The organism is Aeromonas sp. 2692-1 (genome assembly GCF_013085505.1).
Lineage (GTDB): Bacteria > Pseudomonadota > Gammaproteobacteria > Enterobacterales > Aeromonadaceae > Aeromonas > Aeromonas hydrophila.
The window spans coordinates 2966770-2980734 of the sequence record NZ_CP038513.1; the positions used below are offsets into that span (position 1 = coordinate 2966770).

A 13965-nucleotide genomic window follows, 5' to 3' on the forward strand; every position below is an offset into this window, starting at 1 on the left:
GGCGCAGATAATTTAAAACAACCCCGCTTGTGCCGGATTGCAAGTGGATGTTTCATTTGTGACATAAACAATGATCGAATCTTTTGCTCAACTCTTTGAAGAGTCCCTGAACGCCGTTGAAACCCGTCAAGGTTCCATCGTCAAGGGTACTGTCGTTGCTATCGAAAATGGTTTCGTACTGGTTGACGCCGGTCTGAAATCCGAGTCCGCTATCCCGGCTGAAGAATTCAAGAACGCCATGGGCGAGCTGGAAATCAACGTAGGCGACTCCGTTGACGTGGCTCTGGACTCTATCGAAGATGGTTTCGGCGAAACCAAGCTGTCCCGCGAAAAAGCCAAGCGCCACGAAGCCTGGCTGCAGCTTGAAAAAGCTTACGAAGAGCAAGCTACCGTTATCGGTATCATCAACGGCAAGGTCAAGGGTGGTTTCACCGTTGAACTGAACGGCATCCGTGCCTTCCTGCCGGGTTCTCTGGTTGACGTGCGTCCGATCCGTGACACCGCTCACCTGGAAAACAAAGAACTCGAGTTCAAAGTCATCAAGCTGGACCAGAAGCGCAACAACGTTGTTGTTTCCCGTCGTGCCGTGATCGAGACCGAGAACACCTCCGAGCGCGAAAGCCTGCTGGCTAACCTGCAAGAAGGTCAAGAAGTTAAGGGTATCGTCAAGAACCTGACCGACTACGGTGCATTCGTAGATCTGGGCGGTGTTGACGGCCTGCTGCACATCACCGACATGGCGTGGAAGCGCGTTAAGCATCCTTCCGAAATCGTCAACGTTGGCGACGAGATCGCAGTCAAGGTTCTGAAGTTCGACCGCGAGCGTACCCGTGTATCCCTGGGTCTGAAGCAGCTGGGTGAAGATCCCTGGGTTGCTATCGCCAAGCGTTACCCGGAGACCACCCGTCTGTCTGGCCGCGTGACCAACCTGACCGACTACGGCTGCTTCGTTGAAATCGAAGAAGGCGTGGAAGGCCTGGTACACGTATCCGAGATGGATTGGACCAACAAGAACATCCACCCGTCCAAGGTTGTTAACGTTGGCGACGTGGTTGACGTGATGGTTCTGGACATCGACGAAGAGCGTCGTCGTATCTCCCTGGGTCTGAAGCAGTGCAAATCCAACCCGTGGCAGCTGTTTGCCGAAACTCACGCCAAGGGCGACCGTGTTTCCGGCAAGATCAAGTCCATCACTGACTTCGGTATCTTCATCGGTCTGGATGGCGGCATCGATGGCCTGGTTCACCTGTCTGACATCTCCTGGAACAACCAGGGCGAAGAAGCCGTGCGTGAATTCAAGAAGGGCGACGAGATCGAAGCCGTTGTTCTGCAAGTGGACCCGGAGCGCGAGCGCATCTCCCTGGGCGTCAAGCAGATCGAAGAAGACCCGTTCAATAAGTACCTGTCTGACAACAAGAAAGGTGCTATTGTGAAGGGTAAGGTTACCGAGGTTGATGCCAAGGGTGCCGTGATCGAACTGGCTGACGGCGTAGAAGGCTACCTGCGTGCCTCCGACGCTGCTCGTGATCGCGTAGAAGACGCCACTCTGGTGCTGTCTGTTGGTGACGAAGTTGAAGCCAAGTTCATGGGCGTTGATCGCAAGAACCGCACTGTAAGCCTGTCTGTCCGCGCTAAGGACGAGGCTGATGAGCGTGTTGCTATCGACAGCCTGAACCAACAAGAAGAAGTTGTGTTCAGCAATGCCATGGCTGAAGCGTTCAAAGCCGCCAAGGGTGAATAATCCTTGATGCAAGAAAAGGGCGGCGTGTCACGCCGCCCTTTTTTATCATTGGCGTAATGAATATTGCATGTGATCGGGGAAGGAGATTTAACGTTATGACCAAATCAGATCTCATCGAACAATTGGCTGCCAGCCGCATGCATATGCCGGCCAAGGATGTCGAAGCTGCCATCAAGGAGATCCTTGAGCAGATGGCATCGACTTTGCAAAACGGCGACCGGATTGAAATCCGCGGATTTGGAAGTTTTTCACTGCACTATCGTGCCCCCCGCGTGGGCCGCAACCCCAAAACCGGGGACAAGGTTGAATTGACCGGGAAATATGTTCCCCATTTCAAACCTGGCAAAGAGTTACGCGAGCGAGTGAACATCGCTGAATAATGCAGAAAATGGCATACTTGGGTATGCCTTTTTTGTTTTTATGGTTTGCCTTGTGGCAATTGTCCGGTTTCTCCAAGTCTTTTCCCATTCGCTCTAGAGTCTGCCGGTGATTTTAAGGATAATCAGCCTTTCATTAGATACTGACAGGGAGCTCCTATGAAGCGTATCTTGGCCCTCATTCCACTGGTGCTGGTGTTTATTCTGACCCTGGCCGTCGGTTCGCAAAATGGCCAGCTGGTGCAGTTCAACTATCTGATTGCCCAGGGCGAGTTTTCACTCTCCATGTTGCTGGGATTCTTTTTTGGTGGTGGCTTCCTGCTGGGCTGGCTGGTATTCGGTCTCTTGTTCCTGCGTCTGAAGATGCAGAATCGCACTCTCAATCGCACCATGCGCCGTCAATCCCGCGAGTTGGAGCTGGCTCGGTCGGCTGCCAAGGAATAATGTCCCTCGATGCTTGAACTGCTTTTCCTGCTGTTGCCCATTGCTGCCGGTTACGGCTGGTACATGGGGCGCAGGAGTGTTCGCCAGGACACCCAGAAACAGAGTAACCAGTTTTCCCGCCAGTACGTGGCGGGCCTCAATTATTTGTTGTCCGATGAGCCAGACAAGGCGGTGGATCTGTTTATCCAGCTGCTGGAAGTGGACAGCGAAACCATCGAAACCCACCTCTCCCTCGGCAACCTGTTTCGCCAGCGTGGCGAGGTGGATCGCGCCATCAAGATCCACCAGAACCTGGTGACCCGCCAGCTGACCCGGGAACAGCGCCAGCTGGCGTTGCAGGAGCTGGCGCGCGACTTTCTTGCTGCCGGTCTGCTGGACAGGGCCGAGGCGCTGTGGAACGAGCTGTGCGATGACAGCGACTATGAAGAGACGGCGCTGGCCCAGCTGTTGATCATTCATCAGCAACTGCGGGATTGGGACAAGGCCATCGACGTGGCGGTACGGCTGCAGAAGTTTCAGGGCAAGAAGCTGGCCGAGCCCATTTCCCATTTTTATTGCGAGCAGGCAGAGAGCGCCTTGCGTGAAGGGGACAAACCCGCCGGGCTTGCCAAGCTCAAGCGGGCGCTCAGCGTCAACCCCGCCTGTGCCCGTGCCAGCCTGCGTCTGGCGGAACTGGCCATGGCGGCAGGGGAGTACGAGCAGGCCAGCAAGGATCTCTTGCGGGTGTTCGAGCAGGATATCGACTTTGCCTCCGAAGCCATTCCCTCCCTCAATGAGTGCTATCAGCGGCTGGGTCGTGCCCACGATCTCATTCCTCTGCTGGAGCAGGCGGTGGAGGATCATGCCGGCGTCAGCGTGACCCTGGCACTGGCCAAGCTGGTAGAAGAGCGCGATGGTCTGAGTCAGGCCCGTGCGCTGGTGCTGCGCCAATTGCGCCGTCATCCCTCCATGAAGGGCTTCTATCAGCTGGTGGGCTTCCAGCTGGCAAGCGCTGAGGAGGGCCCTGCCAAGGAGAGCCTTGAGCTCTTGCAGCAGCTGGTTGGCGAGCAGATCAAGATCAAATCTACCCACAAGTGCCGGCAGTGCGGTTTTGCCACCCACTCCCTGTTCTGGCAGTGTCCCTCCTGCCGCCAGTGGGGGTCCATCAAGCCGATCCGCGGCCTGGACGGGGAGTAAGAGCCACCACAAGATCATGAGCCAGGCCCCTGCGGCCTGGTGTTTTCAGGTCGAGCCGGGGCCAAGCTCCGGGCGGCGAATAACCATCGATAGGAAGTGAGATGCTAGATCCCAAAGTACTGGTTGCGCTGGATTATCAGCACGAGGCCGATGCCTTCGCCTTCATTGAACGTATCTCCCCGGCCCAGTGCCGTCTCAAGGTAGGCAAGGAGATGTTTACCCTGTTTGGCCCCCAGTTCGTGCGTCAGCTGGTTGCCAAGGGATTTGATGTCTTTCTGGATCTGAAGTTTCACGACATTCCCAACACCGTTGCCAAGGCGGTAGCCGCCAGTGCCGAGCTCGGCGTCTGGATGGTGAACGTGCACGCCAGCGGTGGCGAGCGGATGATGCGGGCCGCCAAGGAGGCGCTGCTGCCTTATGGCGACAAGGCGCCGCTGCTTATCGGGGTGACCGTGCTGACCAGCATGGAGCAGGCCGACATGGCGCCGCTGGGGCTCACTGTCGGCCCGGCCGAGCAGGTGATCCGGCTGGCCAAATTGACCAAGGAGGCGGGGCTCGATGGGGTGGTCTGCTCCGCCGAAGAGGCGCGTGAATTGAAGGCGCTGCTCGGCGCCGACTTCAAGCTGGTGACGCCGGGGATCCGTCCCGCTGGCTCGGCAGCCGGTGATCAACGCCGGGTCATGACACCGCTGGCGGCGGTGGAGGCGGGGGCCGACTATCTGGTGATTGGCCGCCCCATCACCCAGGCGGCCGATCCTGCCGCCATGCTGGCAGGCATCAATGCAGAGCTGGCAAATCGATAATGGACAGGATGCCGGCCCGATGGGGCCGGCATTGCATCAGGGGCGGCTCACTCCTTGGGAGCAGGCTCGCGCAGGGTGATCGGGAGCAGGCCGAGCAACAGGCCGGCGCCCGAGCCAATCAGATGTGATTCAATGTGTACCCTGGCGCCGATGAGGGCGGACACCGGGCTCTCTCCTGCACTGTAGAAGTCCACCCCGAGCTTGATCGCCACCCCTGCCAGCATCAACCAGCCGGAGTAGCGGCGATAGCGGATATCCTGCAGCGCGCCCCAGACGAACAGGCCGTGCAGCGCGCCCGACAATCCCATGTACCACTGGGTCTGCGGACACCACCACCAGATACCGAGCCCGACGGCGGCGCCGAGCAGCAACAGCAGCAGCGGCAGCCGACAACCGGTCAGGTATTCGCGAAACAGGCTGTAAAGTACCCACAACCCGCTCAGATTGAGCAGCAGGTGCCACAGATTGGTGTGGGCCACATTGCCTGTTATGATGCGCCACCCTTCACCCTGGGCTATCAGGGTGCGATCGAAGGAGAGCTGGTGATTCGGCACGATGAAAAAGAGCAGCAAACTGGCGAGTGAAAGCGTGATGACCCAGAGCAATCCTGATTTTTCTGACAACATGAAACAGTCCGACGACAACAAGAGCCGCTACTGTACACGTTGCACCAGAGCCCTCAAAGTCTGTCTGTGTGATTATATTCGGCAGGTGCCGCATCTCGCCCCTCTTCATATTTTGCAGCATCCGAGCGAAGTCGGGCATCCCAAGGGAACCGCCATCCTGCTGGCCGCCTCGCTGGCGCAGGCCCACCTGCATGTGGGCGAACAGGTGGCCGACGTTCCCGAGCTGGCGGCCTTGCTGGCCGATCCCGCGCTGCAGTGTTATCTGCTGTGGCCGGATGAGGAGGCCATCTCGCTTGCCAGGGTGCGGGAGAGGGAGACGGCTGAGCCGGCTCGCCGGGTCTGTTTTTTGCTGCTTGATGGCACCTGGCGCAAGGCCTACCGGATGCTGCACAGCAACCCTGAGTTGCAGCAGCTGCCGCGGATAAAGTTGGATGCCGTCGCGGGGCAATATTCCATTCGCAAGAAGCCGTTTCCAGAGGCGCTGTCGACCCTGGAAGCGGGCTACCATCTGTTGTCGCAGTGGGAGAGGGCGCCCGATCGTTTCGCCCCGCTGATGACCCTTTTTACCCATTTGAACCGGCAGTGGCACGATTTTGCCCAGGGCCGGCGCAGTTGAACTGCCCAGAGGAGAGTTATTCGTGAAAAAAGCCGTCGTGGTATTCAGTGGTGGTCAAGACAGCACCACCTGCCTGGTCCAGGCCTTGTCCCATTATGACGAGGTGCACGCCATCACCTTCGATTACGGCCAGCGCCATCGGGAAGAGATCGAGACGGCGCGCCGTCTGGCCAGTGGGCTCGGCATCGCCGCTCACAAGGTGATGGATGTGACCATGCTGGGTGAGCTGGCCATCTCGGCCCTGACCCGGGACGAGATCCCGGTGAGCTTCGAGCTGCAGGACAACGGCCTGCCCAATACCTTCGTACCGGGCCGCAACATCCTGTTCCTCACCCTGGCAGCCATCTACGCCTATCAGGTGGGCGCCGAGGCGGTGATCACCGGGGTGTGCGAGACCGATTTTTCCGGTTACCCCGATTGCCGTGACGAGTTCGTCAAGGCGCTCAATCAGGCCGTCTCCTTGGGGCTGGATCGCGCCATTCGCTTCGAGACCCCGCTGATGTGGCTCGACAAGGCCGAGACCTGGGCGCTGGCGGATCACTACGGCCACCTCGATACCGTGCGCCAGCAGACGCTTACCTGCTACAACGGCATTGCCGGCGACGGTTGCGGAGCTTGTCCTGCCTGCGATCTACGTAGCCGCGGCTTGCAGCAGTACCTGGCCGACAAGGCGGGCGTGACGGTACGCTTGCACCAAAAAACCGGGCTGGGCGAGAAAAGCGGATGCTGAACCTGCGTCTCGGCCATGCTTGGGGTATAATCCGCGACTTTTGCAACCAGCTGTGACCAAGATGCACTACCCAATCAACGAGATATTCCAGACCATCCAGGGGGAGGGGGTCTTCACCGGCCTGCCCGCCATCTTCGTTCGCCTGCAAGGCTGCCCGGTGGGGTGCCCCTGGTGCGATACCCGCCATACCTGGGTGGTCGATCCTGCTCGTGAAGTGGGGGTACAGGAGGTACTCGACTGCTCCAACGAATCTGATGGCTGGAGCAAGATGAGCACGGAGCAGATCCTGGCCAGCTTCCAGCAGCTCGGTTATCAGGCGCGCCACGTGGTGATCACGGGTGGGGAACCCTGCCTCTATGATCTGCAGGATCTCTCTGCCGCCCTGATTGAGGCGGGTTATCAGGTGCAGATCGAAACCAGCGGTACCAGCGAGATCCAGACCCATGAGCAGACCTGGGTCACCGTATCTCCCAAGATCAATATGAAGGGAGGGCTGCCGGTGCTGGTCTCTGCCCTCGAGCGAGCCAACGAGATCAAGCATCCTGTGGCCACCGAGCGCCATGTGGAGGAGCTCGATGCGCTGCTGGCCACCGCCAGCTTGCGTGAAAACGTGGTGATCGCACTGCAACCCATCAGCCAGAAACCCAGGGCCACTCAATTGGCGATGGCAACCTGCATTGCCCGCAATTGGCGGCTCTCCATCCAGACTCATAAATATCTGGATATCGATTGAGATGGAGTGGTTGTCCGACGAGCGGGTATTGTTGTCCCTGGCCAACAAGATGCCTTACGGCAAATATCGGGGACGTCGCATCATCGATATTCCAGAGCCTTATCTGGTGTGGCTGGCCCGCACCGGTTTTCCCGCCGGCTCACTGGGTCAAACGCTGGCGCTGGCCTATGAAATCAAGCTCAACGGGCTTGAATCCATGATTGTTCCCATTATTAACAGGATGTCGGTATGAGGATATATACGAGGCAGGGCGACAAGGGCATGACTCGCCTGGCCGATGGGCTGCAACTGGCCAAAGACGATATGCGGGTAGAAACCTATGGTTATATTGATGAATTAAATTCTCATATAGGTCTTCTTATTGCCGAGGTGCCAGCGGCCGAGACCGGATTATTGGCTGACTTGTTATTATTGCAACAGGAATTGTTCGATCTGGGCGGGGAGCTGGCATTTTCCAGCGCCGCTCAGGAAGCTGCCATCTGGCAGGTGAATAATGAGTGGACCTTGCGGCTGGAGCAACAAATTGATGCCTACAGCGCCAATTTACCTGTGCTGCGCAATTTTATTTTGCCCAGTGGTTCCCGTGCGGCGGCACAAGCCCATGTGGTGCGAACCCTCACCCGGCGCTGCGAGCGTCTGCTGCTGACCTTGAGCCGCAGCGAGCAGCTCAATCCGGCCATTCTGCCCTACATGAACCGGCTGAGTGACTGGTTCTTCACCATTGCCCGTTACCTGCTGGCCTGTACGGCGACCCCCGAAGTGCTCTGGGTCAAGGCGGCGGAGCGGGGTTGATAGTCAGGCTACAGGCAATAAAAAAACCTCGCATCGCGAGGTTTTTTTATTGCGCCTGTACGGCTTTATCAGATGGCAAATTCTTCGACGGATTTACCTTCGGCAACGGCCTTGGCAATCACGGAAGGCATGCGGCCCTGGCCGGTCCAGGTTTTTTCCACGCCGTTGTCCATATAACGGTATTTGGCCGGGCGGGGGGCACGTTTGCCCTTGCTGGCCTTGGCGGGCTCAACGGCTACGGTGCCAACCAATTCGGCCGGATCGATGCCGGCAGCTTTCAGCATTTCGGCATATTCGTTAATTTTACGCAGATGTTCTTCGCGAGCCTGACGCTCGGCGGCTTCATCCTGCTGGCGCTCGCTGACAATAGCGGAGAGCTTTTCCAGACCTTCTTCCAATTGTTCCAGCGTCAGCTCACGGCAAGCGGCACGCAGGCTACGGACATTCAGCAGGACTTTCAAAAATTCGTTCATAGTGTTCACCACGCGAGCAAAAGAGTGAATTAAATAGATATAGTAATTTTGGCTAATTTATACGGCCATTTATGATCAAGTCAAGTCAGCTGAATTAATAAATTCATAGTGGAAATTAAGTGATCTATTTTGGATTCAGGCCCGATTCAGCAATATTGGCAATGTACATACTCGACTGAGTTCTTGATAGATGAAAATAGCGACAAAATCATAATGTTTGCACCATTTGACTACCACCATGCCATTTTAAGCCACGCCATTTGGTGATTTAATCAAAAAACTTGCTATAACGTGCCGGCACGATAAAATGTGCCTCGAATACCTTTAAGTAGAGGCGCGCTGCCTATGACTACTTGTGCGGAGGGTGATGCCTGTGATGCACGAGGAAAGGAGTCAGCGCCGAAGTGGCCAGGCCATCATACCGGGCTGCTGGTTCTGCATCTAATAGGTGCAGGACTGCCATAGTCATCCACTATGGAGCGCTACCTGAAGGGGCTGAGGAGTATTACCTCCCCATGGGTTTTGTTTCTTTATCCTCTCGGTAGATCTCCACCTGCTGTCTTTAGGTGCAAAGAGATCATGGACATCATTCACTACGCCGACTCCGGTTGGTCAATCATTCCGCCCCTGCTGGCCGTCGCCCTGGCAATCCTGACCCGCCGCGTCCTGCTGTCGCTGGGGGTGGGCATAGTCACTGGCAGTCTGCTGCTGAACCAGTTTTCTCCCCTCGATTCCCTGCATTACATGTTGAACACCGTGCTCAAGATCTTCTGGGTCGACGGGGCACTCAACCGTGACAACATCAACATGCTGCTGTTCATGCTGCTGCTGGGCGGTCTCATCAGCCTGATGAGCGTTTCCGGTGCGACCCGGGCCTTCGCCGAGTGGGCTGCCAAGCGCGCCAAGACCCGCAAGGGGGCCAAGACGCTGACCGGCATGATGGTCTTTGCCTTCTTCATCGATGACTTCTTCCACAGCCTGTCGGTAGGGGCCATCTGCCGTCCGGTGACCGACCGCTTCCAGATCTCCCGCGCCAAGCTGGCCTACTTGCTGGACTCCACCGCTGCACCGGTCTGCGTGCTGATGCCCATCTCCTCCTGGGGTGCTTATATCATCGCCTTGGTCGGCGGCATCATGGCGGCTCACGGCATCACCGGGCAGAGCCCCATCTCCGCCTTTGTCGAGATGATCCCGATGAACCTCTATGCGGTGTTCACCCTGATCATGGTGCTGGTGGTGATCGCGTTCCAGCTCGACATCGGCCCGATGCGTCAGCACGAGCAGTGGGCGCTGGAAGGCAAGCTGTGGGATGAGTCCAAGGGCCGCCCCATCGGCCTGGACATGGAGAGCCCGGAGGAGAGCAACGGCGGCATGATCGACATGGTGCTGCCGATCCTGACCCTGACCGCGGCCACCGTCTATTTCATGATCGACTCCGGCGCCGCCGTGCTGGCCGCCAATGGCGAGCCGTTCAGCGTGCTTGGCTCGTTCGAGAATACCAATGTCGGCTCGTCCCTGGTGTATGGCGCCCTGTGCAGCCTGGTGGTCTCCATCGGTCTGGCCATGCGTCTCAAGCTCGGCGCCAAGAACTGGATCAAGGCTGCGCCGCAAGGGGTCATGGCCATGTTGCCGGCCATCAATATCCTGCTGTTTGCCTGGACCATCGGCGCCGTGGTGCGTGACGTCGAGACCGGCAAGTACCTGGCATCGCTTGCCAACGGCAACCTGCCCATCGAAGTGCTGCCTGCCGTGGTCTTTATCCTCTCCTGTGCCATGGCGTTTGCCACCGGCACCAGCTGGGGCACCTTTGGCATCATGCTGCCGCTGGCCGGCGACATGGCGGCGGCCAGTGACATCACGCTGATGCTGCCGATGCTGGCCGCCGTGCTGGCCGGTTCCGTGTTCGGTGATCACAGCTCGCCCATCTCCAGCACCAGTATCCTGTCGGCCACCGGTGCTGGCTGCCACCACATCGACCACGTGATGACCCAGCTGCCCTATGCCCTGGCCATCGCCTTCGGCGCTGCCCTTGGTTATCTGGTGATGGGGCTGATGCACTCGGTGCTGGCAGGCTTCAGCGTCAGTGCGCTCTGGTTCGTCATCTTCTCCAGCTACCATTTGCGCAAGGCAAGGTCCCAAGCGGACCTGGCCATCGCATAAAAAGAACAAGGGGCCGCAAGGCCCCTTGGTTTTGTTGGGGGCTTTGGTTAGCATGCGCCCCATAAATTCAGTTTCGGAACAGTACCATGGCTTCACTGCACTACAAGTTTGCCACCATGAATTCAGGCAAATCGACCCAGCTCATTCAGGCGCACTTCAATTATCTGGAGCGGGGCATGCATCCCTTGGCCATGACACCCGCCATCGACGACCGCTTCGGGGTTGGGGTGATCAGTGCCCGGGTAGGGTTGGAGCTGAGAGTCGAGGTGTTCAGCGATAGCTGCGATCTGTTCGAGATGGTAAAAGCCCGCCATGCCGAGCGGCACATTGACGTGTTCATCGTCGATGAAGCCCAGTTCCTGACCAAGGAGCAGGTCTATCAGCTGGCCCGCATCGTGGACGAGCAGGACATTCCGGTGATCGCCTACGGCCTCAAGACCGATTTTCGCGGCGAGTTGTTTCCCGGCTCCTACCACCTGCTCTGCCTGGCCGACAAGTTCGAGGAGCTGAAAAGCATCTGCTGGTGCGGCAACAAGGCGCACATGAACTCCCGGGTCAATGAAGCAGGCCAGGTGATGCGCGATGGCGAACAGGTGGAGATCGGCGGCAATGATCGTTATGTCTCCCTGTGCCGCAAACACTATCTGGAAGGGCGGGCCTTCAAATAGCCCCCTCTTCATCGCGATGAGTAGATAGAAAAAGGCGCCAATCTGGCGCCTTTTTTGTTGCTGGTGGTTCAGTCAATCTCGATGTCGACGGGGGCTATGATGGGATCGGCCACCGGCAGGCGGTGGAACAGCTGGCGAAAGTGCTGCTGCACCCGGCCGATATCCACCAGCGACATGCCGGAGGCGAAGCCAAACCAGACGTAGAGGCCGGTGAGATCGCGAAACATGGGGGGCAGATAACGGGGCGCACTGATCAGCCCCTCCAGATAGTGCTGATAGAGCACCGGGATGTCGTCCAGGGTCACCTTGCCGACAAACAACATGGGCAGGATCTCGGGCACCCCCTCCAGCACGGCGCTGCGGATGAAGTTGACCGTCTCCACATAGCCCTTCACGTAGGAGAGATCCTTGGTGAAGCAGGCTCCCCCCTCGACCATGCCGCCGCGAAACACCCGCTGGGTGATCTTGTAGGCGTCGTGTTCGCTGGTGCCCTGGCCGACGAAGTGCTGGAACACCTCGATAAAGTCGGCGCCGCGCTCCGCCATGTCGATAGCCATCACCCGATCCGAGATGCGCTTGGCCCGGTCCGGGAAAGAGCTGAAGGTGAGGGTTTCTATCAGCACCGCCAACCCCTCCTGACAGGCAGTGATGCGCGGCGAACCGGCACTGAGCCAGGTGGCATAGGGTTGCTGGCGCCCGTTGAGGGTGGTGCCCACGTGCACCCAGCCCTCGTGGACCTCCAGCACCTGCAGATCCAGCTCGGAGAAGCGGGCGTGGGAGTTGAGCTTGATGTAATCGCCGCCGGCCGCCGCGTCCGAGACGATGCCATCGCTCAGCTTGACCTGCACGGTGCCGTCACTGAAATAGCTCGACAGCTTGCCCTGCAACTTGGCCACCGCCGCTTCCCCTTCGAACTCTTTGGGGTAGGGGCGGACTAGGTGGCGGGCGCCGGGCAGGGAGAAGATGTCGCACAGCCTCGCGCCCAGCTCCTTGAGGGTCTTGCGATCGCCGCGCAGGTGATCGCCGGCCGAACCGTACAGCAGCTGGCTGTAGCGCAGAAAATCCGGTTGGCCGCGCTGGCGCAGCATCTCGATGACCACCATGTATTGATCCACCGTCTCTTGCAGGATGCGGCCAAGCTCGTCCTGGGGGCCGAGCCGGCGGCGGATCCGGTCCCGCAGCTCCTTGAGCTCCAGATACTTGTTGCGGGGATCGAAGCCGAGGGGCAGGCCATCATAGAAGGCCTTGTCGACGGCCGGCAGCGTACGTCCTCCACTGGCCAGAAAGTCGGCCTGCAGGTGACGGGGCCACTTGATGGCATCCAGAATGCGGATGGGCTTTTGCAGGATCAAGAGTTCATCCGAGAGGGATTTCAGATGCAGGCGGTACTTTTCTTGGATGGTCATTTAGCCCCCTGTGGGGCGAGTGTGGCGCTGGAATGGGCTGAGTATATGCAGGCGGCTTGCCAAAAAGAAGCGAGGCATGTGCTTATCCGGCCAGTGCGCTTTTGGTTGCCGGAAAATTGGTTTAGACTGCGCCCCTTGATCCCAATTGTGTCGTGGAAATGATGAATATCCCCAGCTCCGAAATGATAATGCGTTGGTTGCAGCAGGCTCGTATCGAGCACTACGTCTGTGATCAGTGCCACGGTATCCATATTGTCTCTCTGCAGTCCGTCGAAGGCATTCAGGAGAGCCGGATCTTCGTCGAAGAGGAAGGGCTGCTGTTTTCATCCGAGCTGGAGGTGCGTCCCTCCGCCTTGCTGCCGCTGGTGGCCGAACTGGGTCGTCTCAACATGCAGTACCCGTCGCTCAAGGTGTTCCTCGACATCATCGATGACAACCTGCCGCGTCTGGTGGTGGGCCACACCGTCTTCACCAAGGCCGGTCTGTCAGTCGAGCAGTTCCTGCTGTTCGTTGAAAGCACCATCGCCACCACGCATGAAGTGGTCTCCGAATGCGAGCGATTGGGCTTCCTTAATCTTCCGGAAATCCAGGTTGCACCGGAGTCTGTGCACTGATTTGTGCGTTAAATGTGCGAACGGTTCGCCTGATGCAAAAAGCCGTTGACGCCGGCGGGGCTTTCCCCTAAATTACGCCCCGTTCCAGCGCAACGGCGCAGCGAACAGAGTGCTGGCTGAGCACGTTAAACAACAGACCAAAATTTGGTGAGGTGTCCGAGTGGCTGAAGGAGCACGCCTGGAAAGTGTGTATACGGCAACGTATCGAGGGTTCGAATCCCTCCCTCACCGCCAAATAAAGTAAAAGGGCCTGTCTTGCGACAGGCCCTTTTACTTTATTTGGTGACGGGCGGCGCGGTTCGGGCCCTGGTTCGACAGGCGGGCAGGATAGTCCGCCTGGACGGCCAGAGGCCGCCCGCAGGGCGAGCGCCATGGATGGCGCGAGTCAATCCCGACCCAGCGTACAGATTGAAAAACCGACCTGATGGTTGGTTTTTTGCTTTGGGGAAGAATTATCCGCTCATGTCGAAGAGGGGGGGAGAACTCTCGCCGGGTTCGAGCAGAGCAGCTTGCTGCGATGAACGGCCGCAGGCCGCCCCGAAGGGGTGGCGAATGATCCTTCCCTCATAACCAAACAACGTAAAAGGGCCTATCGCAAGATAGGCC

General features: G+C 58.3%; 16 protein-coding genes, 1 tRNA gene and 1 riboswitch. Of the genes, 14 read left to right on the plus strand and 3 right to left on the minus strand.

The annotated features are described in order from the left end of the window. Positions 1-70: 70 nt before the first annotated feature. The 5 genes from rpsA (at position 71) to pyrF (ending at position 4541) form a co-directional block, all read left to right on the plus strand. On the plus strand, positions 71-1741 hold the full coding sequence (gene rpsA, locus E5E97_RS14120; protein WP_011705690.1) for a 30S ribosomal protein S1: 1671 nt from the start codon (positions 71-73) through the stop codon (positions 1739-1741). Between the two features lie 95 nt (positions 1742-1836). Continuing rightward, positions 1837-2121, plus strand: coding sequence for an integration host factor subunit beta (gene ihfB / locus E5E97_RS14125; protein ID WP_011705691.1), 285 nt, complete (start codon positions 1837-1839; stop codon positions 2119-2121). Positions 2122-2277: 156 nt separating this feature from the next. Continuing rightward, positions 2278-2562, plus strand: a complete 285-nt coding sequence (locus E5E97_RS14130; RefSeq protein WP_011705692.1) for a LapA family protein — start codon at positions 2278-2280, stop codon at positions 2560-2562. Positions 2563-2571: 9 nt separating this feature from the next. Continuing rightward, positions 2572-3738 carry a lipopolysaccharide assembly protein LapB gene (lapB, locus tag E5E97_RS14135; RefSeq protein WP_171280455.1) on the plus strand — a complete coding sequence of 389 codons (1167 nt, stop codon included), beginning with the start codon at positions 2572-2574 and terminating at the stop codon, positions 3736-3738. Positions 3739-3839: 101 nt separating this feature from the next. Further along, a complete protein-coding gene (gene pyrF / locus E5E97_RS14140) occupies positions 3840-4541 on the plus strand; it encodes an orotidine-5'-phosphate decarboxylase (protein WP_011705694.1) in 702 nt (233 codons plus the stop codon). A gap of 47 nt (positions 4542-4588) precedes the next feature. On the opposite strand, the gene rrtA is transcribed toward pyrF, so the two are convergent. Next, positions 4589-5167: a rhombosortase gene (gene rrtA, locus E5E97_RS14145; protein ID WP_230599436.1), complete on the minus strand. Its 579-nt coding sequence runs from the start codon at positions 5165-5167 to the stop codon at positions 4589-4591. Between rrtA and E5E97_RS14150 the strand changes: the two genes are divergently transcribed. The 5 genes from E5E97_RS14150 (at position 5097) to E5E97_RS14170 (ending at position 8038) form a co-directional block, all read left to right on the plus strand. Next, positions 5097-5783 carry a tRNA-uridine aminocarboxypropyltransferase gene (locus E5E97_RS14150; RefSeq protein ID WP_171280456.1) on the plus strand — a complete coding sequence of 229 codons (687 nt, stop codon included), beginning with the start codon at positions 5097-5099 and terminating at the stop codon, positions 5781-5783. The genes rrtA and E5E97_RS14150 overlap by 71 nt on opposite strands. Positions 5784-5805: 22 nt before the next feature. After that, the gene (gene queC, locus E5E97_RS14155) at positions 5806-6513 is read left to right on the plus strand and encodes a 7-cyano-7-deazaguanine synthase QueC (RefSeq protein WP_118881418.1); all 708 of its coding nucleotides are present in this window, start codon (positions 5806-5808) and stop codon (positions 6511-6513) included. Positions 6514-6574: 61 nt separating this feature from the next. Then, positions 6575-7246, plus strand: coding sequence for a 7-carboxy-7-deazaguanine synthase QueE (gene queE / locus E5E97_RS14160; RefSeq protein WP_029303287.1), 672 nt, complete (start codon positions 6575-6577; stop codon positions 7244-7246). A gap of 1 nt (position 7247) precedes the next feature. Continuing rightward, positions 7248-7478 carry a DUF3820 family protein gene (locus tag E5E97_RS14165; RefSeq protein ID WP_005299948.1) on the plus strand — a complete coding sequence of 77 codons (231 nt, stop codon included), beginning with the start codon at positions 7248-7250 and terminating at the stop codon, positions 7476-7478. Next, positions 7475-8038: a cob(I)yrinic acid a,c-diamide adenosyltransferase gene (locus tag E5E97_RS14170; protein WP_011705700.1), complete on the plus strand. Its 564-nt coding sequence runs from the start codon at positions 7475-7477 to the stop codon at positions 8036-8038. Before E5E97_RS14165 ends, E5E97_RS14170 begins: the two co-directional genes overlap by 4 nt. A 68-nt stretch (positions 8039-8106) precedes the next feature. Here E5E97_RS14170 and E5E97_RS14175 read toward each other — a convergent pair whose 3' ends face one another. Continuing rightward, positions 8107-8511, minus strand: coding sequence for an H-NS family nucleoid-associated regulatory protein (locus E5E97_RS14175; protein ID WP_011705701.1), 405 nt, complete (start codon positions 8509-8511; stop codon positions 8107-8109). Positions 8512-8832: 321 nt separating this feature from the next. Beyond that, positions 8833-9004: riboswitch (Lysine riboswitch) on the plus strand. Between the two features lie 86 nt (positions 9005-9090). Between E5E97_RS14175 and E5E97_RS14180 the strand changes: the two genes are divergently transcribed. Together E5E97_RS14180 and E5E97_RS14185 are read left to right on the plus strand one after the other, a co-directional pair. Then, positions 9091-10671: a Na+/H+ antiporter NhaC family protein gene (locus E5E97_RS14180; RefSeq protein WP_011705702.1), complete on the plus strand. Its 1581-nt coding sequence runs from the start codon at positions 9091-9093 to the stop codon at positions 10669-10671. Positions 10672-10757: 86 nt separating this feature from the next. Then, a complete protein-coding gene (locus E5E97_RS14185) occupies positions 10758-11339 on the plus strand; it encodes a thymidine kinase (protein WP_011705703.1) in 582 nt (193 codons plus the stop codon). A 68-nt stretch (positions 11340-11407) separates the two neighbouring features. Here the strand turns inward: E5E97_RS14185 and E5E97_RS14190 are convergent, their stop codons facing one another. Continuing rightward, positions 11408-12745: a flavohemoglobin expression-modulating QEGLA motif protein gene (locus tag E5E97_RS14190; RefSeq protein WP_016350446.1), complete on the minus strand. Its 1338-nt coding sequence runs from the start codon at positions 12743-12745 to the stop codon at positions 11408-11410. A gap of 158 nt (positions 12746-12903) precedes the next feature. On the opposite strand from E5E97_RS14190, the gene E5E97_RS14195 reads away from it, so the two are divergent. After that, the gene (locus E5E97_RS14195) at positions 12904-13359 is read left to right on the plus strand and encodes a YbjN domain-containing protein (protein ID WP_029301206.1); all 456 of its coding nucleotides are present in this window, start codon (positions 12904-12906) and stop codon (positions 13357-13359) included. Positions 13360-13505: 146 nt separating this feature from the next. After that, positions 13506-13593: transfer RNA gene (locus E5E97_RS14200), tRNA-Ser, on the plus strand. Positions 13594-13965: the final 372 nt, after the last annotated feature.

Bases quoted from the DNA above. Each gene is read 5' to 3' on its own strand.
- rpsA (WP_011705690.1), top strand. From the start codon at position 71: ATGATCGAATCTTTTGCTCAACTCTTTGAAGAGTCCCTGAACGCCGTT.
- ihfB (WP_011705691.1), top strand. From the start codon at position 1,837: ATGACCAAATCAGATCTCATCGAACAATTGGCTGCCAGCCGCATGCAT.
- E5E97_RS14130 (WP_011705692.1), top strand. From the start codon at position 2,278: ATGAAGCGTATCTTGGCCCTCATTCCACTGGTGCTGGTGTTTATTCTG.
- lapB (WP_171280455.1), top strand. From the start codon at position 2,572: ATGCTTGAACTGCTTTTCCTGCTGTTGCCCATTGCTGCCGGTTACGGC.
- pyrF (WP_011705694.1), top strand. From the start codon at position 3,840: ATGCTAGATCCCAAAGTACTGGTTGCGCTGGATTATCAGCACGAGGCC.
- E5E97_RS14150 (WP_171280456.1), top strand. From the start codon at position 5,097: ATGAAAAAGAGCAGCAAACTGGCGAGTGAAAGCGTGATGACCCAGAGC.
- rrtA (WP_230599436.1), bottom strand. From the start codon at position 5,167: ATGTTGTCAGAAAAATCAGGATTGCTCTGGGTCATCACGCTTTCACTC.
- queE (WP_029303287.1), top strand. From the start codon at position 6,575: ATGCACTACCCAATCAACGAGATATTCCAGACCATCCAGGGGGAGGGG.
- E5E97_RS14165 (WP_005299948.1), top strand. From the start codon at position 7,248: ATGGAGTGGTTGTCCGACGAGCGGGTATTGTTGTCCCTGGCCAACAAG.
- E5E97_RS14170 (WP_011705700.1), top strand. From the start codon at position 7,475: ATGAGGATATATACGAGGCAGGGCGACAAGGGCATGACTCGCCTGGCC.
- E5E97_RS14175 (WP_011705701.1), bottom strand. From the start codon at position 8,511: ATGAACGAATTTTTGAAAGTCCTGCTGAATGTCCGTAGCCTGCGTGCC.
- E5E97_RS14180 (WP_011705702.1), top strand. From the start codon at position 9,091: ATGGACATCATTCACTACGCCGACTCCGGTTGGTCAATCATTCCGCCC.
- E5E97_RS14185 (WP_011705703.1), top strand. From the start codon at position 10,758: ATGGCTTCACTGCACTACAAGTTTGCCACCATGAATTCAGGCAAATCG.
- E5E97_RS14190 (WP_016350446.1), bottom strand. From the start codon at position 12,745: ATGACCATCCAAGAAAAGTACCGCCTGCATCTGAAATCCCTCTCGGAT.
- E5E97_RS14195 (WP_029301206.1), top strand. From the start codon at position 12,904: ATGATGAATATCCCCAGCTCCGAAATGATAATGCGTTGGTTGCAGCAG.